The organism is Paraburkholderia nemoris, assembly GCF_905221015.1.
Classification (GTDB): Bacteria; Pseudomonadota; Gammaproteobacteria; order Burkholderiales; family Burkholderiaceae; genus Paraburkholderia; species Paraburkholderia nemoris.
On the sequence record NZ_CAJNBO010000016.1, the window covers coordinates 124,497 to 149,186 of the forward strand.

Annotated in this window: 23 protein-coding genes, 1 tRNA gene and 1 pseudogene; 14 read left to right on the top strand and 11 right to left on the bottom strand. The window is 62.0% G+C overall.

Features of this window, described 5'->3' with window-relative positions:
* Positions 1–56: 56 nt before the first annotated feature.
* The 6 genes from ispE to hisC all read left to right on the top strand — a co-directional run bounded on the left by ispE (position 57) and on the right by hisC (position 4,742).
* Positions 57–938 (top strand): 4-(cytidine 5'-diphospho)-2-C-methyl-D-erythritol kinase, encoded by an 882-nt coding sequence (gene ispE / locus KHO33_RS24450; protein ID WP_200563934.1) that lies wholly within the window; start codon positions 57–59, stop codon positions 936–938.
* A 50-nt stretch (positions 939–988) separates the two neighbouring features.
* Positions 989–1,065 (top strand) — tRNA-Gln (locus tag KHO33_RS24455).
* A 45-nt stretch (positions 1,066–1,110) separates the two neighbouring features.
* The gene (locus KHO33_RS24460; RefSeq protein ID WP_006048037.1) at positions 1,111–2,067 is read left to right on the top strand and encodes a ribose-phosphate pyrophosphokinase; all 957 of its coding nucleotides are present in this window, start codon (positions 1,111–1,113) and stop codon (positions 2,065–2,067) included.
* Between the two features lie 164 nt (positions 2,068–2,231).
* Entirely contained in the window at positions 2,232–2,855 is a 624-nt protein-coding gene (locus tag KHO33_RS24465; RefSeq protein ID WP_054035805.1) for a 50S ribosomal protein L25/general stress protein Ctc, read from the top strand.
* A 150-nt stretch (positions 2,856–3,005) separates the two neighbouring features.
* Positions 3,006–3,608 carry an aminoacyl-tRNA hydrolase gene (gene pth, locus KHO33_RS24470; RefSeq protein ID WP_054035803.1) on the top strand — a complete coding sequence of 201 codons (603 nt, stop codon included), beginning with the start codon at positions 3,006–3,008 and terminating at the stop codon, positions 3,606–3,608.
* Positions 3,609–3,662: 54 nt separating this feature from the next.
* Positions 3,663–4,742, top strand: a complete 1,080-nt coding sequence (hisC, locus tag KHO33_RS24475; protein WP_200563936.1) for a histidinol-phosphate transaminase — start codon at positions 3,663–3,665, stop codon at positions 4,740–4,742.
* Positions 4,743–4,850: 108 nt separating this feature from the next.
* On the opposite strand, the gene KHO33_RS24480 is transcribed toward hisC, so the two are convergent.
* From KHO33_RS24480 to rsmD, 3 genes are all read right to left on the bottom strand, one after another.
* Complete coding sequence (locus tag KHO33_RS24480; RefSeq protein WP_054035799.1) at positions 4,851–5,108, bottom strand: YfhL family 4Fe-4S dicluster ferredoxin; 258 nt, start codon at positions 5,106–5,108, stop codon at positions 4,851–4,853.
* A 63-nt stretch (positions 5,109–5,171) separates the two neighbouring features.
* On the bottom strand, positions 5,172–5,687 hold the full coding sequence (gene coaD / locus KHO33_RS24485; RefSeq protein ID WP_054035797.1) for a pantetheine-phosphate adenylyltransferase: 516 nt from the start codon (positions 5,685–5,687) through the stop codon (positions 5,172–5,174).
* Between the two features lie 111 nt (positions 5,688–5,798).
* Positions 5,799–6,413, bottom strand: a complete 615-nt coding sequence (gene rsmD, locus KHO33_RS24490) for a 16S rRNA (guanine(966)-N(2))-methyltransferase RsmD (protein ID WP_054035796.1) — start codon at positions 6,411–6,413, stop codon at positions 5,799–5,801.
* A gap of 240 nt (positions 6,414–6,653) precedes the next feature.
* On the opposite strand from rsmD, the gene ftsY reads away from it, so the two are divergent.
* Complete coding sequence (ftsY, locus tag KHO33_RS24495) at positions 6,654–7,820, top strand: signal recognition particle-docking protein FtsY (protein ID WP_200563939.1); 1,167 nt, start codon at positions 6,654–6,656, stop codon at positions 7,818–7,820.
* A gap of 75 nt (positions 7,821–7,895) precedes the next feature.
* On the opposite strand, the gene maiA is transcribed toward ftsY, so the two are convergent.
* Positions 7,896–8,540: a maleylacetoacetate isomerase gene (gene maiA, locus KHO33_RS24500; RefSeq protein WP_200563942.1), complete on the bottom strand. Its 645-nt coding sequence runs from the start codon at positions 8,538–8,540 to the stop codon at positions 7,896–7,898.
* Positions 8,541–8,565: 25 nt separating this feature from the next.
* Positions 8,566–9,264 (bottom strand): fumarylacetoacetate hydrolase family protein, encoded by a 699-nt coding sequence (locus KHO33_RS24505; RefSeq protein WP_200563945.1) that lies wholly within the window; start codon positions 9,262–9,264, stop codon positions 8,566–8,568.
* Between the two features lie 250 nt (positions 9,265–9,514).
* Here KHO33_RS24505 and ybiB point away from each other — a divergent pair, with 250 nt between their 5' ends.
* Positions 9,515–10,486: a DNA-binding protein YbiB gene (ybiB, locus tag KHO33_RS24510; RefSeq protein ID WP_200563948.1), complete on the top strand. Its 972-nt coding sequence runs from the start codon at positions 9,515–9,517 to the stop codon at positions 10,484–10,486.
* A 352-nt stretch (positions 10,487–10,838) separates the two neighbouring features.
* Positions 10,839–11,822: pseudogene (locus KHO33_RS24515) on the top strand (2-isopropylmalate synthase); the annotation flags it as partial.
* Positions 11,823–12,075: 253 nt separating this feature from the next.
* On the opposite strand, the gene KHO33_RS24520 reads toward KHO33_RS24515, so the two are convergent.
* Together KHO33_RS24520 and KHO33_RS24525 are read right to left on the bottom strand one after the other, a co-directional pair.
* Entirely contained in the window at positions 12,076–12,459 is a 384-nt protein-coding gene (locus KHO33_RS24520) for a nuclear transport factor 2 family protein (RefSeq protein WP_200563952.1), read from the bottom strand.
* Positions 12,460–12,502: 43 nt separating this feature from the next.
* Positions 12,503–13,078: an acyloxyacyl hydrolase gene (locus KHO33_RS24525; RefSeq protein ID WP_054035789.1), complete on the bottom strand. Its 576-nt coding sequence runs from the start codon at positions 13,076–13,078 to the stop codon at positions 12,503–12,505.
* 364 nt (positions 13,079–13,442) lie between these two features.
* On the opposite strand from KHO33_RS24525, the gene rpoH reads away from it, so the two are divergent.
* The 5 genes from rpoH (at position 13,443) to cydX (ending at position 17,903) form a co-directional block, all read left to right on the top strand.
* Positions 13,443–14,378, top strand: coding sequence for an RNA polymerase sigma factor RpoH (gene rpoH / locus KHO33_RS24530; RefSeq protein ID WP_093643716.1), 936 nt, complete (start codon positions 13,443–13,445; stop codon positions 14,376–14,378).
* 363 nt (positions 14,379–14,741) lie between these two features.
* Positions 14,742–15,002 carry a cytochrome oxidase putative small subunit CydP gene (gene cydP, locus KHO33_RS24535; protein WP_054035787.1) on the top strand — a complete coding sequence of 87 codons (261 nt, stop codon included), beginning with the start codon at positions 14,742–14,744 and terminating at the stop codon, positions 15,000–15,002.
* Positions 14,992–16,587 (top strand): cytochrome ubiquinol oxidase subunit I, encoded by a 1,596-nt coding sequence (locus tag KHO33_RS24540; protein WP_054035785.1) that lies wholly within the window; start codon positions 14,992–14,994, stop codon positions 16,585–16,587. Before cydP ends, KHO33_RS24540 begins: the two co-directional genes overlap by 11 nt.
* Positions 16,588–16,621: 34 nt before the next feature.
* Positions 16,622–17,758 (top strand): cytochrome d ubiquinol oxidase subunit II, encoded by a 1,137-nt coding sequence (gene cydB, locus KHO33_RS24545; protein WP_200563955.1) that lies wholly within the window; start codon positions 16,622–16,624, stop codon positions 17,756–17,758.
* A gap of 28 nt (positions 17,759–17,786) precedes the next feature.
* Positions 17,787–17,903, top strand: a complete 117-nt coding sequence (gene cydX, locus KHO33_RS24550) for a cytochrome bd-I oxidase subunit CydX (RefSeq protein ID WP_054035780.1) — start codon at positions 17,787–17,789, stop codon at positions 17,901–17,903.
* Positions 17,904–18,061: 158 nt separating this feature from the next.
* On the opposite strand, the gene nagE is transcribed toward cydX, so the two are convergent.
* The 4 genes from nagE to nagA form a co-directional block, all read right to left on the bottom strand.
* Complete coding sequence (nagE, locus tag KHO33_RS24555) at positions 18,062–19,840, bottom strand: N-acetylglucosamine-specific PTS transporter subunit IIBC (protein WP_054035777.1); 1,779 nt, start codon at positions 19,838–19,840, stop codon at positions 18,062–18,064.
* 95 nt (positions 19,841–19,935) lie between these two features.
* Positions 19,936–22,500, bottom strand: coding sequence for a phosphoenolpyruvate--protein phosphotransferase (gene ptsP / locus KHO33_RS24560; protein WP_200563958.1), 2,565 nt, complete (start codon positions 22,498–22,500; stop codon positions 19,936–19,938).
* A 38-nt stretch (positions 22,501–22,538) separates the two neighbouring features.
* On the bottom strand, positions 22,539–23,546 hold the full coding sequence (locus KHO33_RS24565) for an SIS domain-containing protein (protein ID WP_200564238.1): 1,008 nt from the start codon (positions 23,544–23,546) through the stop codon (positions 22,539–22,541).
* A complete protein-coding gene (gene nagA / locus KHO33_RS24570) occupies positions 23,539–24,642 on the bottom strand; it encodes an N-acetylglucosamine-6-phosphate deacetylase (RefSeq protein WP_054035775.1) in 1,104 nt (367 codons plus the stop codon). The genes KHO33_RS24565 and nagA overlap by 8 nt, the downstream gene beginning before the upstream one ends.
* Between the last annotated feature and the right edge of the window lie 48 nt (positions 24,643–24,690).

Below are 24,690 nucleotides of genomic sequence, written 5' to 3' on the forward strand. Positions count from 1 at the left end.
TTCGCGCAACCCTTGCCGCCTCTTCGGCGCCGCTATGGCGCATGTAGCCCTGACTCATGATTAAAACGACCGATTCGCTGCGCGATTGCCTCGCGCCAGCGAAACTGAACCTCTTCCTGCACATCACCGGCCGCCGGCCGGATGGCTATCACACGCTGCAAACCGTCTTCCAGTTGCTCGACTGGGGCGACGTCCTGCACTTCAAGCTGCGTGACGACGGCCTCATCACGCGCAGCACCGAAATCGCCGACGTGCCGCCGGAACACGATCTCACCGTGCGCGCCGCAACGCTCCTGAAGGCGCATACCGGCTCGCCCGCGGGTGTCGATATCGAAATCGACAAGCGTCTGCCGATGGGCGCGGGCCTGGGCGGCGGCAGCTCCGATGCAGCCACCACGCTGCTCGCGCTGAACCGTCTCTGGAAACTCGATTTGCCGCGACTGGAGTTGCAGGCGCTGGCCTTGAAACTCGGTGCGGATGTGCCATTTTTTGTTTTTGGGAAAAATGCGTTCGCACAGGGTGTCGGAGAGGCTTTAGACGTTGTACAATTGCCGCCGCGCCATTTCCTGGTGGTGACACCGAGGGTTCACGTTCCAACTGCAGCGATTTTTTCCGAAAAAGCGTTGACAAGAGATTCGAAACCCCTCATAATTACGGACTTTCCTGCAGAACTTAGCTGCAACACTGACTGGCCAGAAAGTTTTGGCCGCAATGACATGCAGCAGGTTGTCGTGGGAAAATACGCGGAAGTAGCGCAAGTGTTGCGATGGTTTGAAGACATCGCACCAGCGCGGATGTCTGGATCAGGTGCAAGTGTATTTGCAGCGTTCCGTAGCAAAGCTGAAGCAGAAGCGGCGCAAGCCAAACTGCCCGGCGAATGGAACAGCGCAGTAACTGCAAGTCTCGATCAGCATCCACTCTTTACTTTCGCGTCATAAGTTTTGCATCGTCGAACGTTCCCTCGTTCGGTGAAGCTCAAAGTTAGTGTAGGGGAGTCGCCAAGTTGGTTAAGGCACCGGATTTTGATTCCGGCATTCGAAGGTTCGACTCCTTCCTCCCCTGCCAAAAATTCTCGCATTTCCCTCGCCCCCAGCCTGAAGTAGGTGCACGATGAGCAGCCATGACGGCCTGATGGTTTTTACTGGCAACGCAAATCCCGCGCTTGCACAGGAAGTCGTCAAAATCCTCGGTATTCCCCTCGGCAAAGCAATGGTTAGCCGTTTCTCGGACGGTGAAATCCAGGTCGAGATTCAGGAAAACGTGCGTGGCAAGGATGTCTTCGTCCTGCAATCCACGTGCGCGCCGGCGAATGACAATCTGATGGAGCTGATGATCATGGTCGATGCGCTCAAGCGCGCATCCGCAGGCCGGATCACCGCAGCCATCCCTTACTTCGGTTATGCCCGTCAAGATCGACGCCCGCGTTCGGCGCGCGTCGCCATCTCGGCGAAGATCGTGGCGAATATGCTGGAAATCGCCGGCGTCGAGCGGATCATTACGATGGATCTGCACGCCGACCAGATTCAAGGCTTCTTCGACATCCCGGTCGACAATATCTACGCTACGCCCGTGCTGCTCGGCGATCTGCGCAAGCAGAACTACGAGAACCTGCTGGTCGTTTCGCCGGACGTCGGCGGCGTGGTGCGTGCCCGTGCATTGGCCAAGCAACTGAATTGCGATCTCGCGATCATCGACAAACGCCGCCCGAAGGCGAACGTTGCCGAAGTGATGAACATCATCGGTGAAGTCGAAGGCCGCACCTGCGTGATCATGGACGACATGGTCGACACCGCAGGCACGCTCTGCAAGGCAGCTCAGGTTTTGAAGGAACGCGGTGCGAAGCAGGTGTTCGCTTACGCTACCCACCCGGTTCTGTCGGGCGGTGCAGGCGAGCGAATTGCAGCTTCGGCACTCGACGAACTCGTTGTTACCGATACGATCCCGCTCGGCGAAGAAGCCCGCTCGTGCGCCAAGATCCGTTCGCTGACCAGCGCCGGCCTGCTCGCCGAAACGTTCTCGCGGATTCGCCGCGGCGATTCGGTGATGTCGCTGTTCGCTGAAAGTTAAGTATTTGCGAAGGCGCAGCGCGCATAGCAGTACCGCACGCTGCACTTTTGCACAATTGGCATGAACGAACGAAGGTTCGTGCCATCGCTCTGGGGCCTCAGCCGTTATGGCTTGGAGGCCCCGTTTTTACTGCCTGGTCGCGGGCAGTGCATTGGAGATTCAACATGAAAGTAGTCGCTTTCGAGCGTTCCTTGCAAGGTACGGGTGCGAGCCGCCGCCTGCGTATCTCGGGTAAGACCCCGGGCATCGTATATGGCGCTGGTGCTGAAACGCAATTGGTCGAACTGGACCACAACGCACTCTGGCACGCGCTGAAGAAAGAAGTTTTCCACTCGTCGATCCTCGAACTGGAAGTGGCAGGCAAGTCGCAACAGGTTCTGCTGCGCGACGTGCAATACCACCCGTTCCGTCAGCTCGTGCTGCATGTGGACTTCCAACGTGTCGACGCGAAGAAGAAGCTGCACACCAAGGTGCCGCTGCACTTCATGAACCAGGAAACCAACCCGGCAGTGAAGCTGTCGAGCGCGGTGATCTCGCACGTCCTCAACGAAATCGAAATCGAGTGCCTGCCGTCGGCACTGCCGGAATTCCTCGAAGTTGACCTGGCGACGATCGAAGCTGGTCACTCGCTGCACGCCAAGGACATCGTCCTGCCGGCAGGCGTTGCACTGGTTGCTCACGTTGACGCAGAAAACCCGGTCGTCGCATCGGCAACGATCCCGGCTGGCGCAATCGCTGAAGGCGACGCCGCTGCTGCTGCAGGCGAAGGCGAAACGCCGGCTGCCTAAGTGCCTTCCTGGCGCTGAGCAAGCAATCCTCTCGATCCGTTTCAATGAAACGGTCGATGTGACCCGCCGAGGTTCGCCCCGGCGGGTTTTTTTTCGGTTTTTTTCGGCTCGGCCGCGTTTGGTGCCGAGGCCAGATGGACCTATGCAATCATGATCAAGCTGATCGTCGGGCTCGGCAATCCGGGCGCTGAATACACCGCGACGCGCCACAATGCCGGCTTCTGGCTGGTCGATCAACTGGCGCGCGAAGCAGGCACGACACTACGCGACGAGCGGCGCTTTCACGGTTTCTACGCGAAGGCCCGGCTTCATGGCGAAGAAGTGCATCTGCTGCAACCGCAAACGTACATGAACCGCTCCGGGCAGTCGGTTGTTGCACTAGCGCAGTTCTTCAAGATTCTTCCGGACGAAATTCTGGTCGCGCACGACGAGCTCGACATGCCGCCGGGCAGCGTCAAGCTGAAGCTCGGTGGCGGCAGCGGCGGCCATAACGGGCTGAAGGACATCACCGCGCATCTGTCGTCGCAACAGTATTGGCGGCTGCGGATCGGCATTGGCCATCCGCGCGACCTGATTCCCGAAAGCGCGCGAGCCGGCGCCAAACCAGACGTCGCCAATTACGTGCTGAAACCGCCGCGGCGGGAAGAGCAGGACGTGATCGATGCGTCGATCGAACGTGCGTTGGCCGTGATGCCGCAGATCATCAAAGGCGAGCTCGAGCGGGCGATGATGCAGTTGCACCGCAATCCCTGAGCGGGCCCTGCCCGCATCCGTATCGCCCGCATCGCCATCGACAGGAGAAATCGCTTGAGCCGCTACTGGAGTGACATCGTCCACCGTCTGACGCCGTATGTGCCGGGCGAGCAGCCCGTGGTTACGCACCCCGTCAAGCTGAACACCAACGAGAATCCCTATCCGCCGTCGCCGCGCGTACTTGAGGCGATCCAGCAAGAACTGGGCGACGCGGGCGAGTCGCTGCGGCGTTATCCCGACCCGACAGCGCGCAAGTTACGCGAAACGGTAGCCGCTTATCACGGCATTCGGCCGGAACAGGTGTTCGCGGGTAACGGCTCGGACGAAGTGCTCGCGCTCACCTTTCAGGCCTTGCTGAAGCACGACAAACCGCTGCTGTTTCCGGATATCACATACAGCTTCTACCCGACCTACGCGCGGCTCTTTGAAGTCGACTATCGGACCATCGCACTCGACGACAGCTTCGCCATTAATGTCGACGACTACACGGCGCCTAACGGCGGCGTGTTGTTCCCGAACCCGAACGCGCCGACTGGACGACCGTTGCCGCTCGCCGATATCGAGCGTCTGGTGGCGAAAAATACCGAATCGGTCGTGGTGATCGATGAGGCCTATGTCGATTTCGGCGCTGAATCGGCCGTCACGCTGATCGACCGTTATCCCAACCTGCTGGTGATTCAAACGGTATCGAAGTCGCGTTCGCTGGCCGGCATGCGCGTAGGCTTCGCGTTCGGCAATCCGGAACTGATCGACGCACTGAACCGCGTGAAGGACAGCTTCAACTCGTATCCGCTCGACCGCCTGGCGCAAGTCGCGGCCATCGCTGCATACGAAGACGATGCATGGTTCCGCGACACCTGCGCCAAAGTGATTGCGAGCCGTGAGCGGTTGGCGGCAGGCTTGACGGCACTGGGTTTCGAGGTGGTGCCATCGGCAGCGAATCTGCTGTTCGCGCGTCACGAAGGCTACGACGCAGCGACGCTCGTGGCACGGCTAAGGGAAAAGGAAATTTTCGTGCGCCATTTCAAGGCGGCGCGAATCGACCAGCATCTGCGAATCTCGGTCGGCACTGACGCCGAATGCGACATTCTGCTGGACGCGCTGCGCGACATTTTCAGCGCTTACGTCGGGTAACGATGGGATAGCGAGCGATCGGAACAAGCTCGCGCGCGACAAACATAAAGCGTTGTCACCAAAGAAAACGGCGAGGCAGCCGCCTCGCCGTTCACCATCATTCAACGCTCACGCGCCCTTCGCAGCCTGCAGCGCGTGGTACTTCGCCATCAAACCTTCCGCCGTCTCCAGATGCTCGGGGTCGCGCGGAATGCACTCGACCGGACACACCTGAATACACTGGGGTTCGTCGAAATGGCCGACACACTCGGTGCATTTCTTCGGGTCGATCACGTAGATTTCCGGGCCCATCGAAATCGCGTCGTTCGGGCACTCAGGCTCGCACACGTCGCAATTGATGCACTCGTCGGTAATCATCAAGGCCATGCTTCTCTCACTTCGCGCCGGCCGAAGCCAGCTTTGATCCGTCAATCCGACAGTTTACGCCGGTTACGGTTGTCCCGCCGAGAGACCCTCATTCGGATCCAGCGCGGCAACCTTCTCCTTCAGCCATTTTTCGACAGACGGGAACACGAACTTGCTGACGTCGCCGCCCAGTTGCGCGATTTCACGCACGATGGTGCCGGAGATGAACTGGTATTGATCGGACGGCGTCATGAACATGGTTTCGACGTCCGGCAACAGATAGCGGTTCATGCCGGCCATCTGGAACTCATATTCGAAGTCCGAGACGGCACGCAGGCCACGCACGATCACCCGGGCGTTATTGCTGCGGACAAAGTCCTTCAATAGCCCTTTGAAGCTCATCACCTGAACGTTCGGGTAGTGCCCGAGCACTTCATGAGCGATGTCGAGACGCTCTTTCAGCGTGAAGAATGGCTTCTTGTTGCGGCTGTCGGCAACGCCCACCACCAGCGTGTCGAAAATGCTCGACGCGCGCCGAACGAGGTCTTCGTGACCGCGCGTCAGCGGGTCAAATGTGCCCGGGTACACGGCGACTACCATGAGACTTCTCCTCTCTTCAGACAAATGGGCACGTCAAAGCGTCCGCGTGACGCATTTGGCACCGACCGCACGCGTGACGGTAACCGTCCGCGGCTTGTTTTGGAACGCGCATTATTCCTTATTTTCGCGCTGCAGCAAATGAAAGTGGACAGCGCCCGCTTTGCCTTGCCGCACGATTTCCCAACCGGCGAGCGTCCCGTTCCCATCCAGTTCGAGCGCGTCGCCGGCTTCCACGTACAGAAAACCTTCCGGGCTCAGCAACGGCACGGCCAGCGCGAGCGCCTTGTCGAGCAGATCGCCGTCGAACGGCGGATCGAGGAAAACGACGTCGAACGATCCGGGCGCGAGACTCGCCGCGAGGCGCAAACCGTCGGCTTCGGCGATTTCGATCGCACGCGCTGCGAGGCGCTCCTGGTTCGCGCGCAGCTGGCTGGCGGCCCGCGCATTGCGCTCCACCATCAACACCCGCGCCGCGCCGCGCGAGGCCGCTTCGAAGCCGAGTGCGCCGCTACCGGCAAACAGATCGAGGCAGCGTTGGCCGTCCAGCCGTTGGCCGAGCCAGTTGAACAGCGTTTCGCGCACGCGATCCGGCGTGGGGCGCAGGCCGTCGAGGTCAAGCACGGGCAGCGGCGTGCGCTTCCAGTCGCCGCCGATGATACGGATGGCGTGCGGCTTGCCGCCTTTGGACGAAGCGCCGTGGGCGCGTGAAGGAGCAGAACGGGGCATGCAGTTTCGATTACGTTATAAGGGCGCCCGCGACGCCGATGCGTGCAGACTGGAGCGCCAACGTTACCACAGGGGCGCGTGGCGTCCAGCCTGGCCGCTCGGCCAATACGACGGGCGGCGGCGCGCCTGATAAAATGTGCGGCTTCCAGCGCCTTGCATCCCGCATCGCAACGCTGCCTGCCGCTCCCACGGGTCCGTCCCGGCTGCGCGCATCGGCGCGCGCTCTCACCACGCCAGATCATGTTCAGCTTTTTCAAACGATTCAAGGGTTCGAAAGAGTCCGATAACGCGCCAGAAGAATCGCAGACGACGCCGGAAGCCCTGGCGCCCGAACCTGCCGTAGAGGCGCCGCAGGCGCCCGTCGCGCCGGCGGCGCCGCGGCCGGTTGCTCCGATTAGCGCCGATACGCAACCGGCTGCTGCCGCGTCAATCAATGAGCCCGAACCCGAAACACCCGCGCTCGAAACCGTCGAAATCGTCCCGCCGCCTATGCAGGACGCAAGCGCAAAGCGCTCGTGGCTCACTCGCCTCAAGACCGGTCTGTCGAAAACGAGTTCGAGCCTGACCGGTATTTTCGTCGGCGCGAAGATCGACGAAGACTTGTACGAAGAACTCGAAACGGCACTGCTGATGTCGGATGCGGGCGTCGAAGCCACCGAATTCCTGCTCGAATCGTTGCGCGAAAAAGTGCGCACCGAGCGCCTCACCGATCCACAGCAGGTGAAAGCGGCGCTACGCACCCTGCTGATCGACCTGCTCAAGCCGCTGGAAAAATCGCTGATGCTCGGCCGCGCGCAACCGCTGGTCGTGATGATCGCGGGCGTCAACGGTGCAGGCAAAACCACCAGCATCGGCAAGCTCGCCAAGCATCTGCAGAGCTTCGATCAGTCGGTGCTGCTGGCTGCGGGCGACACCTTCCGCGCCGCCGCGCGCGAGCAGCTCGCGATCTGGGGCCAGCGCAACAACGTGACGGTGGTGTCACAGGAAAGCGGCGACCCGGCAGCGGTGATTTACGATGCGGTCGGCGCCGCGCGTGCGCGCAAGATCGACGTCATGATGGCGGACACGGCCGGCCGTCTGCCGACCCAGCTGCATCTGATGGAAGAACTGCGCAAGGTAAAGCGCGTGATCGGCAAGGCGCAAGACGGCGCGCCGCATGAGGTGCTGCTGGTGATCGACGCGAACACCGGCCAGAATGGTCTCGCGCAAGTGAAGGCCTTTGACGACGCGCTCGGCCTCACCGGCCTGATCGTCACCAAACTCGACGGCACGGCGAAGGGCGGCATCCTCGCGGCGATTGCGCGGCAGCGTCCGATTCCGGTGTACTTCATTGGCGTCGGCGAAAAGGTGGAGGACTTGCAGCCGTTCAGCGCGGAAGAGTTTTCGGACGCGTTGCTGGGTGGTTGAACACAGCAGCGTTCGTCGCAGCACAAGCAAAAAGGGCGCTCTTCCGAGCGCCCTTTTCTCATTCAAACCACTACATCATTCCGCGTCGGGCTGAACACCAGGCGCTGCGCGAGCGAACGCGTCGATCTGCATTGCGTGTTCGTAGATGCGCTGAATCGTCGGAAACTTCGCCGTATCTACCTTGAAGCGCTGAGCGTTGAACACCTGGGGAATCAGGCAGGCGTCAGCCAGTGTCGGCGCGTCGCCGAAGCACAGCTTGCCGGTGCGCGAATCGCCCGCCAGATGTGCATCGAGCGTCGCAAAACCCGCTTCGACCCAATGCTTGTACCACGCGTCTTTCGCGTCGTCGTCGAGACACAGCGTGTGTTTCAGGTATTTCAGCACGCGCAGATTGTTCAGCGGATGAATCTCGCACGCCACCTGCAGCGCCACCGAACGCACATAGGCGCGCTCGGCCGGCGTGCCGGGCAAAAGCGGCGGCTCCGGATGCGTTTCCTCCAGATACTCGATGATCGCAAGCGACTGCGGCATCACTTCGTTGCCGTCGACGAACGTGGGCACGATGCCGTCCGCATTCACCTTGCGATACTCGGGCTTCAGCTGTTCGCCGCCGTCGCGCACGAGGTGCACCGGTACATAGTCGTACGGCAGACTCTTCAGGTTCAACGCGATGCGCACGCGATACGACGCCGAACTCCGGAAATAGCTGTAGAGCTTCATGTTATGTGTCTCCTCCCGCCGCGCTTCAGACGACGCGTACGCTGAGCTCGCCGAGCCCGTCCACACCGCCCTTCATAAGATCGCCCTGCACCACCGCGCCGACGCCTTCGGGCGTGCCGGTGAAAATCAGATCGCCCGGTTGCAGTTCGAACAGCGTCGACAGATAGGCAATCGTCTCGGCTACCGACCAGATCAGTTGCGACACGTCCGAATTCTGTTTTTCCTCGCCGTTCACCGATAACCAGATCGCGCCCTTGCTGACATGGCCGACCGTCGTGACCGGATGGATCGGACCGAGCGGCGCCGAGTGATCGAAGCCCTTCGCGGTATCCCATGGACGGCCCAGCTTCTTCGCTTCGGCCTGCAGATCGCGGCGTGTCATGTCGAGACCGAGCGCGTAACCATACACGTGGTCGAGTGCGCTTTCGGCCGGAATGTTCTTGCCGCCTTTGCCGATCGCCGCCACCAGTTCCATCTCGAAGTGGACGTTCTTCGATTGTGAGGGATAGGGGAATTCGCCGGTCGCGCCTGGCGCGACATACAGCACGGCATCGGCCGGCTTGGCGAAGAAGAACGGCGGTTCGCGGTCAGGATCGTGCCCCATCTCGCGCGCGTGCGCCTCGTAGTTGCGGCCCACACAGTAGATGCGACGCACCGCGAACTGCTCGCTGGACCCCACGACCGGCACCGCAACGACCGGTGCGGGTGCAAATACGTAACTCATCCCGTTCTCCGTTTCTGGATTGTGCCGCGCCCGCGCGGCGATAAAAGATCGAGTGTAACGCGCGGCAAAGCGCCGCGCAGCGGATCGGCACCGGCACGCGCGGACTGGCGCTCCCGCCGCATCGTCTCGCGGGATCGCCGGTCCGCCGGACCGCCTCGCCGCTATAGATGCGATACTCACACCAGATAGCGTCCTTTGAATTCCCTGGCCGACCGCCCCAAGGCGGCGCGCCCTCGTCCCACTGCGCCCGATGACCGACTCCGCCGACACCGCCAATCTTTTCCCCTGCGCCCGCTATATCAAGGAAATCGGCCGCGGCCCGAACGGCGCCCGCGCGCTGACTGCCGAAGATACGCGCACGCTTTACACCGCGATGCTCGACGGCCGCGTGGCCGATCTCGAACTCGGCGCCGTGCTGCTCGCGTATCGCGTGAAAGGCGAAACCGCCGACGAACTCGCGGCCATGCTGGCCGGCGCGCAGGCGTCGTTCGAACCGCTTCATCTGCCGCACGCGGCATTCCGGCCCGTGTCCATACCCACCTACAACGGCGCGCGCAAACAGCCCAACCTTGTGCCGCTGCTCGCGCTGCTGCTGGCACGCGAAGGTGTGCCGGTGCTGGTGCATGGCGTGACGGAAGATCCGGGCCGCGTGACGAGCGCTGAAATCTTCACACATCTGCAGATTCCGCACGCGCGATCGCACGCCGACATCGAAGACGGTCTCGCCGAGCGCCGTCTCGCGTTCGCACGGATCGAAGTACTCGCGCCGAAGCTCGCGCATCTTCTCTCGCTGCGGCGGCGGATGGGCGTGCGCAATTCAACGCACACACTCGTGAAAATTCTGCAACCGTTCGCGCCCGCCGGGCTGCGGCTCGTGAACTACACGCATCCGCCGTATCGCGACAGTCTCACGCAACTGTTCAACACGCACCCGGCCGCCGCGGAGGGCGGCGCCCTGCTCGCGCGCGGCACCGAAGGCGAAGCGGTGGCCGACACGCGCCGCCAGGTGCAAGTGGATTGGCTGCACGACGGCATCTGCGAAACGCGCGTGCCGCACGAGCGCTCGTCGCCCGACGCGCCTGAAGTCGACTTGCCCGAAGCGCGCGACGCCTCGACCACAGCCGCCTGGATCGACGCCGTGTTGCGCGGCGAAGCGCCTGTCCCGAGCGCGATCGAACGGCAAGTGGAGCTGATCGTCGACGTCGCGAAAATTCCCGTTTGACGTGCGCGGCGTAAGTGCAACGCGGCGCTTGCGGCATTGCACTCACGCGCCAGGATGGCGGCCGCGGGTTGACACGCCGCTGCGAGCCGTCATACATTAGACCCATGCGTTCCCTTCCGAACACCCTCCGAATTACCTCCGGCCGCCTAGCGCGGCCCCTATCGCTACGTCTAGCGTAAGTCAGACGTAGCGCCGCGCGTTGGCAGCCTGAATCACCCAGATTAGTTGCCCAAAGCGCGGTCCTCAAAGCAGTTCCGCAGTTACTGTCTCACCCCCGACCGTAGTTCTTCACAACCTGTAGTCGTTTGCGTTCGTCCGTTTACCCTTCGGACGAAGCGCGAGGGTCAATTTCATGTTGCGCAATCCCGCTGAAAAATACCGCCCCTTTCCCGCAGTGCGCCTCACCGGGCGCAAATGGCCGAGCCGCACGATCAACCAGGCGCCGATCTGGATGAGCACCGATCTGCGCGACGGCAATCAGGCGCTCATCGAGCCGATGAATGCCGCGCAAAAGCTCGAATTCTTCGAGATGCTGGTGGCGATCGGCTTCAAGGAAATCGAAGTCGGTTTCCCGTCGGCCTCGCAAACCGACTTCGATTTCGTGCGCAAGCTGATCGAAGAAAAGCGCATTCCCGACGACGTGACGATCGAAGTGTTCGTGCCCTCGCGCGCTGAACTGATTGCGCGCACGTTCGAATCGCTGGAGGGCGCGCCGCGCGCCATCGTGCACCTGTACAACGCGATCTGCCCGTCATTTCGCAAGATCGTCTTCAACCAGTCGAAGGTGCAGATCAAGGCACTGGCGGTGGAAGGCACGCGCCTCATCAAGGAACATGCGCAGGCGCGGCCCGAGACGCACTGGACGTTCCAGTATTCGCCCGAGACCTTCAACACGACCGAACTCCCCTACGCGCGCGAAGTATGCGACGCAGTCGCGCAGACCTGGCGGCCCACGCGCGACCACAAGATGATCATCAACCTGCCCGCAAGCGTCGAAGCCGCAACACCGAACGTGTTCGCCGATCAGATCGAATGGATGGACCGCAATCTCAGCTATCGCGACAGCATCGTGCTGTCGGTGCATCCGCATAACGATCGCGGCACCGCCGTGGCCGCTACGGAACTGGCGCTGCTGGCGGGCGCGGATCGCGTCGAAGGATGTCTGTTCGGCAATGGCGAGCGCACCGGCAACATGGACCTCGTTACGCTCGCGATGAACCTTCACGCGCAGGGCGTCGATCCGGGCCTCGACTTTTCAGACATTGATGCGGTGCGGCGCGTGGTCGAGCGATGCAATCAGATTCCGGTGCATCCGCGGCATCCGTATGCGAGTGAAGCTGCAAAGCGGCCGGTGTGGAGCGATGAGGATCTGCAGCGCGTAGCTGCCTGAGTGACTTGAGACGGGGCGGAGCCGCCCTCCCCGTTTGGACCGCATTAGCGGCGGCGCAACTGGATCAAAACCCGCCTGGTCGACCCACCACGAGGCGGCAAATTCAGCATGAGCGGTGCAACCCGCATGCTCGTGCCGTTCGAGCGCTCACAAGGCGCTCACCAACTGCGACTAGCGAAACGGAGTGGGCTCACAAGGCTCACTCGATCGCGCAACGCGTCGCCTGCCAGGCGATCAGACGCCATTGCCCATCTTCCTGTGTGTGAATCGCCGTGTACGCGATCGGAAACAGCAGCGCGCCGTTGTTCGCTTCCATTTCGATCAGCGCGCGCCCGGTGACGACGCAGGTCTCGCGCCCCACCAGCAGCACTTCTTGCGACTGCACTTCGATCTGCCGATAGCGGCGGCGCCCGGCGGTAATACCGTCGATGAACTGTCGCTTCGTTTCACGCTTGCCGTTCGTATGGACATAGCTCACGTTCTCCGCGAGCAGCGTATCGAGCGACTGTCCGTCGCCGTCGACCATCGCACGGAAGCGCTCACGCTCGAGCCCGCGAATCGCTTCGATTGTCTTTGCCGCCATTGCTCAGCCCCTTGCACCGGTAAGCCGAACGTGGCCACGGTCGTCAGAAGTTATATTGCAAATATAGCTGGTGGAAATTTATACCAGGATTCGGCTCTTTGATACCGCCATTGGAAATATGCTGGAAGCGGTAGCCCGCCTGGTACTGCTGGTGACTGCCGAATTGCAGGCCGACTCCCGCCATGGAGGCGAACTGGAACGCGGTCGCGAGCGTGAGGTCAGTGGAGATTCTCGGACTCGTCAGAAGGCGGATACCGGCACCCGCTTCGATGTAAGGGCGAATCGCACCCGCTCCGTCGATGAAGCGAATGATCGGCGTCACACCGATCTCGCCGATGTTCTCGTGCACATTTCCTTCGTCGGTATGCCACCAGGCCACGTGCGCTTCGCCGATCAGCGAAAAGTGCCAATCACCGATCTGCCACCACGTCAGATTCGGATCCCAGACCAGGCCGAGATCGAGTTTTTTAATGTGGTGATCTCCGAGGCCACCGGCTATCTGCACGCCGAACTGGTCGGCTGCCGCCAGTCCCGAAGCGCCAAACAGGATGACCGCCAGGATGGCCGCTGAAGCGCCTTTTAGAACCAGACCACGCAACGAATTTTTTTTGTTCTTCATCGCACACCCGAGCTAGCCGAACGTTGGTCAACGGAACAATGTCCCGTTTATTCTAAAGACAATGTACATCCGGTGGATCGTATGAAGAAAGTGAAATTTTCGCAATTAGTCACTTCTATTTTAGAAAATATCGGTCACTTATAAGAATGAAGGCGTTTTGTCAGGTAAATCCTGCGGCCCGCACACATCTGCCCGTAAAGGTATACCATGACTATCAAAACCAAAATTTCAATAGGAATTTGCGGAACTTGGATGTCCCTACGGCCTCTAAGTATTAGCACTCGATAAATCAGAGTGCTAACATCCAACGCTGGAGTCGTTTTAACTGAATACGCTTTTGTCTGATTCCAAAGGAGTTTCCTACGTGAGCCATGCAATGACCCTTCCGAGTACTTTGAGCCCGTCGTCGGCTAAGGCCGCTTCGGCAGGTGCGCTGGCGCTCTCGCATTCCTCGCTGCTGCCCGGTCAACTGGGCAATATCGACGCCTACATCCAGGCCGTAAATCGGATTCCGATGCTGACGCCGGCGGAAGAACGCCAGTTCGCCACCGAATTTCGCGAGCAGGACAACCTTGGGTCCGCGCGCCGTCTCGTCCTGTCGCACCTGCGGCTGGTCGTATCGATCGCGCGCAATTACCTGGGTTATGGGCTGCCGCATGCCGACCTGATCCAGGAAGGCAATATCGGCCTGATGAAGGCCGTGAAGCGCTTTGACCCCGAGCAAAACGTACGCCTCGTGTCGTACGCCATGCACTGGATCAAGGCTGAGATCCACGAATACATTCTGCGCAACTGGCGGATGGTGAAGGTCGCCACCACCAAGGCGCAGCGCAAGCTGTTCTTCAACCTGCGCAGCCACAAGCAGGGTCTGGGTGCATTCACGCCGGACGAGATCGAAGGTCTCGCCAAAGAGCTGAACGTCAAGCGTGAAGAAGTGGCCGAGATGGAAACGCGCTTGTCCGGCGGCGATATCGCGCTGGAAGGCCAGGTCGAAGACGGCGAAGAGTCGTACGCGCCGATCGCCTACCTCGCCGACTCGCATAGCGAGCCGACTGCCGTGCTGGCTTCGCGCCAACGCGACAAGCTGCAAAGCGACGGTATCGCGAGCGCGCTTGACGCGCTGGACGCCCGCAGCCGCCGCATCATCGAGGCACGCTGGCTGAAGGTGGAAGACGACGGTTCGGGTGGCTCGACGCTGCACGAACTGGCCGACGAGTTCGGCGTGTCGGCCGAACGCATTCGCCAGATCGAGGCGAGCGCAATGAAGAAAATGCGCGGCGCGTTGACTGAATATGCGTAACACTTAAAGCTCGCGTCGTGCCGGCTCGTCCGGCGCGCACTGTTTCGCTGCAAAGCCCTGCCCTCGCAAGAAGGCAGGGCTTTTTTGTGCCCACTCGCCGATACGTGCTCTCAATCGCAAAGCAAACGCGCTCGCACTCGCACTCGCTCACTCAAGAACATGCCAGCCAAACACGTGTTTCTTGACGTATCACAACCCTCATAGCAATACTGTCCGCACGGTGCGACGTTCGCGACCCAATGCCGCAGTGCCGAACTTACGCGCGCAAGGTCATTGCTCCTAGAATCGGGATGAACTCGCCAGGTCCCTGAAACGGCCTGGATCCAGCCGGTTAAACCGGTGTGAAGTTGCCTTCTACCGATCATGACCATAGCCCTGAATCGCAATAGCAACCCTCGCTCGAGCCTGCGCAAGCGGCTCGCTGCCTGGGCGCGCGGTCCGACGCTGGCGCGGGATATCGCCATCGTCCTTGCCATCAAATTCGCACTGCTGATGGCGCTCAAGTACGCATTTTTCAATCATCCGCAGGCGGAGCATATGTCGCTGCCGCCTGAACAAGTCGCGCAGGCGCTGCTGTCCGTGCCTGCCTCGCATCCGTCCCAAGGTGGTCAACATGCCCGTTAGCGAAGTCGTAGAACTGTCGCGCCTCCAGTTCGCCATCACGGCGCTTTATCACTTTCTGTTCGTGCCGCTCACGCTCGGTCTGTCCTGGCTGCTCGTCATCATGGAGTCCGTCTATGTGATGACCGGCAAGCAGATCTACAAGGACATGACCCAGTTCTGGGGCAAGCTGTTCGGCATCAACTTTGCGATGGGCGTCACCACCGGTCTCACGCTGGAGTTCCAGTTCGGCACCAACTGGTCGTACTACTCGCACTATGTCGGCGACATCTTCGGCGTGCCGCTGGCCGTTGAAGGGTTGATGGCGTTCTTCCTCGAGTCGACATTCGTCGGTTTGTTCTTCTTCGGCTGGAACCGGCTCTCGAAAGTGCAGCACGTGAGCGTCACATTCCTCGTTGCGCTCGGTTCGAACCTGTCGGCGCTGTGGATTCTGGTGGCCAACGGCTGGATGAACAATCCGGTCGGCGCCACCTTCAACTACCAGACCATGCGCATGGAGCTCGACAGCATCTTCTCGGTGCTGTTCAATCCGGTCGCGCAGGTGAAGTTCGTGCACACCGTGTCGGCCGGTTACGTCACCGCTTCGATGTTCGTGCTCGGTGTGTCGTCGTGGTATCTGCTGAAGCGCCGCGACACCGAGTTCGCCTTGCGCTCGTTCGCTATCGCCGCCGGCTTCGGTTTGGCCTCGACACTGTGCGTGATCGTGCTCGGCGACGAATCCGGTTACCGCACTGGCGAAGTTCAGCAGGTCAAGCTGGCCGCCATCGAATCCGAATGGGAAACGGCCCCCGCACCTGCACCGTTCACGATCATCGGCATTCCGAATCAGAAGGAAGAACGCACCGACTATGCGATCCGGATTCCATATGCGCTCGGCCTCATCGCCACGCGCTCAATCGACGAACCGGTGGTCGGCCTGAAAGACCTGATGGCGCAGAACGAAGTGCGCATCAAAAACGGCATGCTCGCCTACGCCGCACTGCAAAAGCTGAAGCAAGGCGATGTCACGGACGAAGCCAAAGCCGCTTTCGACGCACACAAGAAAGACCTCGGCTACGGCCTGATGCTCAAGCAGTTCACTCCGAACGTCACCGATGCCACGCCGGATCAGATCGTGCAGGCCGCCAAGAAGACGATTCCGCCTGTGGCGCCCGTGTTCTTCTCGTTCCGCCTGATGGTCGGCCTCGGCATTCTGTTTCTTGCGACCTTCGTGCTGGCGTTCTGGTTTTGCGCTCAGCGCTCCCTGCTCCTGGAGAAACGCCGCTGGTTCCTGCGCTGGGCTGTGTGGGCAATTCCGTTGCCGTGGCTCGCCGCTGAATTCGGCTGGATCGTTGCTGAAGTGGGCCGTCAACCGTGGACCATTGCCGGCATTCTGCCGACCGCATTGTCCGCATCGAGTCTGACACCGGGCGATCTGTACCTGAGCATTGCCGGCTTCGTCGTGTTCTACACGGTGCTGTTCATCATCGAAATCATGCTGATGTTCAAGTACGCGCGGCTCGGGCCTTCGTCGCTGCACACGGGGCGCTATCACCACGAACAACAACAGCCGCTGAATCAGTCGCTGCCGACCAACACGGCCGCATGATTCGCCGCCACTCTGTTCCAAGGGAAAGATCATCATGGATTACGCAACCCTCAAACTGATCTGGTGGGTGTTGATCGGCGTGCTGCTGATCGGCTTCGCGCTCACCGACGGCTTCGACATGGGCGCGGCGATTCTGCTGCCGTTCATCGCCAAAACCGATGCCGAGCGACGCATCGTCGTCAACACGGTCGGCGCAACGTGGGAAGGCAACCAGGTGTGGCTCATCACAGCGGGTGGCGCGATGTTCGCCGCGTGGCCGCTGGTGTACGCCGCGTCGTTCTCCGGCTTCTACTTCGCGATGCTGCTCGTGCTGTTCTCGCTGTTTTTTCGGCCGGTCGGCTTCGACTACCGCAGCAAGCGTGAAGACCCGCGCTGGCGCAGCGCATGGGATTGGGCGTTGTTTGTCGGCGGCTTCGTGCCGGCGTTGGTGTTCGGCGTGGCCTTCGGCAACCTGCTGCAAGGCGTGCCGTTCTCGTTCGACACCGATCTGCGCGTTACGTATCACGGCAGTTTCTTCGCGCTGCTCAACCCGTTCGCCGTACTGTGCGGACTCGTCAGCGTGTCGATGCTGGCCGCGCACGGCGCAGCCTTCGTGAAGATGAAGGCGGACGACGTCGTTGCCGAGCGTGCATCGCTCGCGCTGCGGATCGCTTCGCTCGCGGCCGTGGTGCTGTTCCTGCTTGCCGGCGCACTGATTGCTACGATGATCGGCGGCTATCAGATCGTCGACGCCGCGCCGCTCGATACGGTGGCCAACCCGCTGCTGAAGAACGTGATCGGAGCGCCCGGTTTGTGGCTCACCAACTACGCAAACTATCCGTGGATGGTGATCGCGCCCGTGGCCGGCCTCGTGGGTGGCGTGCTTGCCTTGTTGCTGGCGCGCTCGCGTTTTGAAAAGAGCGCCTTCCTGTCGACCTCGCTGATGATCATCGGCGTGATCCTGACGGCGGGCTTCTCGATGTTCCCGTTCATCATGCCCTCTTCGCTCGACGGCCGCAGCAGTCTGACCGTCTGGGATTCGACCTCGAGCCGCATGACGCTGCAGATCATGCTGATCGCCGTGATCATTTTCCTGCCGATCGTCCTGATCTACACGAGCTGGGTGTATCGCGTGATGCGAGGCAAGATGACCGCCGCGGCGCTCGAAGAAAATCACCATTCAATGTATTGATCAGGAATACGGATAACAGGAGTTTGTGATGTGGTATTTCAGTTGGATTCTCGGCATTGGCGTAGCGTTGGCATTCGGCGTTATCAACGTGATGTGGCTGGAAACGCGCCGGCCTTTGGAAGCGGGTAAGCAGAAAGCACGTTGATGGATCCGTTGCCGGTCGCGCGCCGTTAGGCTCAAGCCGGTAAACGTAAAAGCGGCACCTTGAATCAAGGTGCCGCTTTTTTATTGCTGCTTTTTATGCTGCTTCATCGGAACAGAAGCGTAACAACGGAGCGGCGCAGGTCGCTCCTCAACGTTGCATTACGCCGGCTGCGGCGCCGTACCGGCACCCGTATCGGGCGTCAGACGCGTCGCCAGTTGCGCGGCGTAGCGCTGGGCCGCGTCGCCAACGACGATGTGGAACGTGTCGGCCGAAACCCATGCAGTATCGAGCGTAGCAAGACGTTGACGATCAACCGCCGACGGATCGCGAACCACGATCCGAAGACGCGTTGCCGCCACGGCATCCAGCGACACGACGTTGCCCGCGCCGCCGAACACGGCGAGCCAACGCAACGGATCCGGGTCGAGCGGACCGCCGTGAGCACCGCCTGCAGCCGCCACAGGAGCCGCAGCGACAGCAGGCGCAGCAGCAGCCACCGGCTTCACCGCATCGCCACCGCCTTGTGCGATCACCGTGCGAATTTCATCGGCGATAATGTCCGCTTCCGGTCCGATGATCACCTGCACATTGGTCGAGCCGCGCTTGAGCACACCGCGCGCGCCGATCGTCTTCAGTTCGCTTTCCGAGACCTTGTTGGCATCGACCACCGACAGACGCAGACGCGTCGTGCAGGCATCCACCACCGACAGGTTCGACGCACCACCCAGCGCAGCGATATAACGCTGTGCGCGCGGCACGGCGGCACCCGCCACCGGCGACACAAAACCGCCAGCCGCAAACGACTCGATCTGTTCTTCTTCGGCAGCAGGTTCACGACCCGGCGTTGCCATGTTGAACTTGCGGATGAAGAAGCGGAACAGACCGTAGTACACGACCATGTACACGAGGCCGATCGGAATCGCCCACCAGCCCTTGGTCGACAGGCCGTAGTTCAGCACATAGTCGATAAAGCCAGCCGAGAAGGTGAAGCCGAGATGAATCCCGAGCGCCGAGCAGATTGCCAGCGACAAGCCCGTCAGCACCGCGTGGATCGCATACAGCACCGGCGCGAGGAACATGAAGCTGAATTCGATCGGCTCAGTCACACCCGTCAGGAACGAGGTGAGCGCCATCGACGCCAGCAAGCCGAACACCATCGCGCGACGTTCTTTCGGTGCTTCGTGATACATCGCAAGACACGCGGCCGGCAGGCCGAACATCATGACCGGGAAGAAGCCCGTCATGAACGTGCCCGCAGTCGGGTCGCCCGCGAAGAAGCGATGCAGGTCGCCCGTCACCGGCGCGCCACCCGGCGGCGTGAAGGTGCCGAACACGAACCACGTCAGCGAATTGAGGATGTGATGCAGACCCGTGACGAGCAGCAAACGGTTCAGCACGCCGAACACGAACGCGCCGAGCGCACCCGCGGTGGTCAGCCAATGGCCGGCCGTATCGATGACGCCTTGCACCGGCTGCCATACATAGCCGAACACAATGCCTATCACCAGACAGACCACGCCGGTGACAATCGGCACGAAGCGTTTCCCTCCGAAGAATGCGAGGTAGTCTGGCAGCTTGATGTCCTTGTACTTGTTGTACAGCAAGCCCGCGACGATACCCGCCACGATCCCGGACAACACGCCCATGTTGAGCTTGTCGTTGATATCCTTCATCACCGCGATTTCGACCAGATAACCGATCGCACCCGCGAGACCTGCCACGCCGTTATTGTCTTTCGCAAAGCCGACCGCCACGCCGATTGCGAACAGCAACGGCAGGTTGTCGAAGATCGCGCCGCCGGCGTCGGCGATCATCTTGATGTTGAACACATCGGGTTGGCCCAATCGCAGCAGCAGGCCGGCAACCGGCAGTACTGCTATCGGCAGCATCAGCGCGCGTCCCAGGCGCTGAATCTTCAGAAACGGATTCCCATCCATTGACACCTCCAATCCTTGTCTCGTTGTCGACAGTCGTCGTTGAGTTCTAGCTTTACGTGGTTACTGAGCGAAGCTGGTTGCGGACTGTGTGGGGTTCAGTCCAAAGGCCAGGTTTCGCGGCTTACTGCTCTTACCGCCTGCGCCGATTCGAGCGCCAGGGCATCCTGGGCGCGTTGACGGCACAGCTGATAATCGAGGTTGCGCACACGCGCCTTGATGCCCGGCACCGACACCGGATCCACCGAAAGCTCGGTCACGCCGAGGCCGATGAGCAGCGGCATGGCCAGCGGATCGCCCGCCAGTGCGCCGCATACGCCGACCCATTTGCCATGCTTGTTCGCACCCTGCACGGTCGCCGCGATCAGGCGCAGCACCGCAGGATGCAAGCCGTCTGCTTGCGCCGCGAGATCGGCCTGGCAACGGTCCATGGCGAGCGTGTATTGCGTCAGATCGTTGGTGCCGATCGACAGGAAATCCGCGTGTTGCGACAGTTGATCGGCGAGCAAGGCAGCCGACGGCACTTCGATCATCACGCCGACTTCGATCGGTTCGGTACGGCCCGATTCACGGGCGAATTCGTCGATGCGTTTGCGGATACGGATCAACTCGCCGACATCCGTCACCATCGGCAGCAGGATGCGTACAGCGCCGAGCGGTTGCACCGCGAGCAGGCCGCGCAATTGATCGTCGAGTAGATCCGGGCGCACTTGCGCGAGGCGGATGCCACGCAGGCCGAGGGCCGGATTCGGTTCGGGCGGCAGCGTCAGGTAATCGACTTCCTTGTCCGCGCCGACGTCCAGCGTGCGGATGATCGCGGTGCGGCCGCTCAACGCTTCGACGATGGTCTGGTAGCTCTGGCGATGTTCGTCGATGGTCGGCGCCGAGGCGCGGTGAATGAACAGCAGTTCGGTGCGCAGCAGGCCGACAGAATCGGCGCCGTTGTCGACGGCGGTTTTCGCGTCGTCGAGCGTGGCGATGTTCGCGGCGACTTCGATCGCGCGGCCGTCGGAAGTCACGGCCGCCTGTTGCGACGTGCGGCGGTTCGCTTCGCGCACGCCGGCCAAGCGGCTGCGCTCAAGACGCGCCCGTTCGACGTCGAGCTCGGTCGGCGCGAATTCGAGGCGGCCGGTGGTGGCGTTCACCACCACTTGCGTACCTTCGGGAATCGCGTGCAATGCATCGCCGACTGCCACCAGCGCCGGAATGCCGGCCTGACGCGCAAGGATCGCCGCATGCGAAGTGGCGCCGCCACGCGACATCACCAGCGCGGTGACGCGCGTGCGATCCAGCGAGGACAGATCCGACGGCGTGAACTCTTCAGCTGCCAGCACGGCCTCTTCCGGCAGCGTGCGTGCCGCGGCGTTCGTATAACCGAGCGCACGCAACACGCGTTTTTCGATGTCGCGCAAATCGGCGGCACGTTCCGCGAGCAACGCGTCTTCGATATTGGTCAGGATGGCGATCTGTGCGCGGATCGCTTCGCGCCATGCAAAGCCCGCGCTCTTGCCGAGGCTGATCAGATCGCGCGCGGCGTCGACCAGCGTCGGATCTTCGAGCAGAACGCGGTGCACCGCGAAAATGCCCGCTTCGCCCACCGCACCGCGTTGCGACGCATCGCGCACTGTCGTACCGAGGTCGGCGTCGACGGTGGCAATCGCCTTGTCGAGCAGGCGGCTTTCAGCCGCCGACGTGCCGTTCGCTTTTTCCGGCGGATCGATATCCGCATCGTCCCAACGCACCAGCTTGCCGACCGCGACGCCTGGCGACGCGCACACACCCGCGAGCGTATTCGGCGCGAGCGTTTCGCCCGCAGCTCGTGCGACCGTTTGCGGCGCAGGCGAACTTTGTCGCGCCGGCTTCTCTTCGACTTCGCCGTGCGCTTCACGGGTCAACTCGTGGGCGATCGCTTCGATCGCAGCCTGAGCTTGCGGGCCAACGCCGAGCAACTCCACGGTCGCACCTTCGCCCGCGCCAAGACCGAGCAAACCGACCACGCTCTCGATCGCCGCCTTACGCCCTTCGTAACGCACTTCGACACGCGCATCGAAACCACGCGCCGCTTCACGAGCACGCGCTGCCGGCCGAGCATGCAGACCGCCCGCGTGGACCAGCGTAACTTGCTGACGAGCCTCTTCGGTCACGTTGGTGGCGCTCGCCTGGCGCGATGCGTCCGCCGCTTCGCCGCTGCGAGCGCGCAACATCAGCAACGGCGTTTCGCCTGCCTTCAGCATGCCGCCCTGCGCACGCTCGACGATCTCGAACGCGTCCGAATTGGCAATCGCGATCACCGAGACGAGACTTGGCGCATTCAGCGCGACCTGGTCCTGATCGAATTCGATCAGGATGTCGCCGGTGCGCACATGGGCGCCTTGCGCGACCATCGGCGCAAAGCCCTTGCCATTCAACTCGACCGTATCGATGCCGATGTGCAACAGAATCTCCACGCCTTCGGCCGTCGCAAGCGTGACTGCGTGACCGGTGCGCGCGAGATGGGTGATGGTGCCGTCGCACGGCGCGACGAGTCGCCCCTCGAGCGGATCGATGCCGATGCCGTCGCCGAACATGCCGCCCGAAAACACAGGGTCGGGCACGTTCGCCAGCGGCACGACCGGACCGGTCATCGGCGCGAGCAAAACAATATGGCCTTCAGAATGGCTCATCAAGCGGGACTCCTCGACACGTCGCATCTGATTTCTCGTCAGTGAGTTTCGGTGACTTTGTTGAGATGGCGTGGCGCGTCAGGATTGCGCCCGCGGGCGGCGGCAAGGCCGGCAGCCATCACGTAAAAGGACAGGATTGCGGCGATCGGATCGAGCGCCGCATGAGCGGTGGTGGCGAGCGGCAGGGTCGCTTCCGGCACGTCGGCCGGCGCGGCGAGCAGCACGCGGGCGCCGCGCGCCTGCATGTCGCGCGCGAGTTGCAGCAAGCCGGCCTGCTCGGGGCCACGCGGTGCGAAGACCAGCAGCGGATAGTCGCGGTCGATCAGTTCCATCGGACCGTGCCGCACTTCCGCGCTCGAAAATGCTTCGGCCTGAATGCCGGAGGTTTCCTTCAATTTCAGCGCGGCTTCCTGCGCGATCGCGAGGCCCAGACCGCGGCCGATCACGATCATGCGCTCGACGCCACGCAGTTCGTCCACCGCCTTCGACCAGTCGAGCTTGCCGGCGGCTTGCAACGCGTCGGGCAGCGTGTTCAACGCGCCGAGCAGCGCATCGTCTTTCTGCCAGTGAGCGACCAGTTGTGCGGAGATCGACAGCATGGCGATGTAGCTCTTGGTCGCCGCGACGCTCAGTTCCGGACCGGCCACCAGCGGCAGATGAAATTCGCAAGCGTCGGCCAGCGGCGAGTTCGGCGCATTCACTGCGGCCACCGTCAACGCGCCGGCCTTGCGCAACGCTTCCATCGTGCCGACCAGGTCAGGGCTCTTGCCCGATTGCGAGAACGCCAGCGCGAGCTGGTCGCGCACTTGCAGCGGCGCTTGCTGGAGCGTCGCGACCGACATCGGCAGCGAGGCGACCGGCACACCGAGGCGGCTCATCGTCAGGCTTGCGAAGTAACTTGCTGCGTGATCCGAGCTGCCGCGCGCGACCGTCAGCGCAACGTGGCGCGGTTGCTGGCCGAGCTTCGCCGCCAAAGCTTCCACGCGCGAGGTATCCCTGAGCTGCGCGGCGACCGTTCCAGCGGACGCCAGCGCCTCTTTAAGCATATTCGACAATTGATTCTCCTTCGACGTAAGTCGCGGTCAACGCCAGTTCACGATCGAACACGACCACATCGGCCCACGCACCGCGCGCGATGCGGCCGCGGTCTTCGATGCCGAGGTAGTCGGCGGCGTAGCGCGACAAACGGTTTGAAACATCGGCGATCGGCAAGCCGATCGATACGAGATTACGCAGCGCCTGATCCATCGTCAGTGTGCTGCCGGCGAGCGTGCCGTCGGCGAGACGCACGCCGCCGAGGCACTTCGTCACATGCTGGCTGCCGAGGCGGTATTCGCCATCGGGCATGCCAGTCGCCGAGGTGCTGTCCGTCACGACGTAGAGACGCGGAATCGCGCGCAACGCGGCGCGGATCGCACCCGGATGGACGTGCAGCAAGTCGGGAATGATTTCGGCGAATTCGGCGTGCGCGAGCGCGGCGCCGACGAGGCCGGGATTGCGGTGATGCATCGGCGACATCGCGTTGAACAGATGCGTGAAGCCGCAGGCGCCGTGCTTGAGTGCGGCGACGGCGTCGTCGTAGGTGCCGAGCGAATGGCCGAGCTGAACGCGCACGCCGCGCGCCGCCATCTCGGAGATGATTTCCATGTGGCCGGCGATTTCCGGCGCCAGCGTAACCACGCGAATCGGCGCGATCGACAGATACTTCAGCACTTCATCCATCACCGCGGACACAGCGGCGTCTGGTTGCGCGCCGAGCTTGCCGGGGTTGATGTACGGTCCTTCCAGATGGACGCCGAGCACGCGCGCGCCGCCTGGCGTGCGAATGCGCGCGTTATTGCCAAGCTCCGCGACGACGTTCATCAGCTCGTCGCGCGGCGCGGTCATCGTGGTGGCGAGCAGGCTGGTCGTACCGTGACGCGCATGGGTGCGGCTGATCGTCTCGATCGCGTCGCCGCCTTCCATCACGTCGGAGCCGCCGCCGCCATGCACGTGCAGATCGATGAAGCCGGGCAGGATGTACGGCGCGTCATTCTTCGCCGGATCGACGCGTTCGCCGGTCAGCGCCGTGATGCGGCCGTTTTCGTATTCGAGCGTGCCGTGAATCCACCCATCGGTGGTGAGTATGTTTCCGGTCAGCATGAGTCTCTCTGGTGAGGCGTAATGCGGGGTGTGACTGAATTGCGTTCG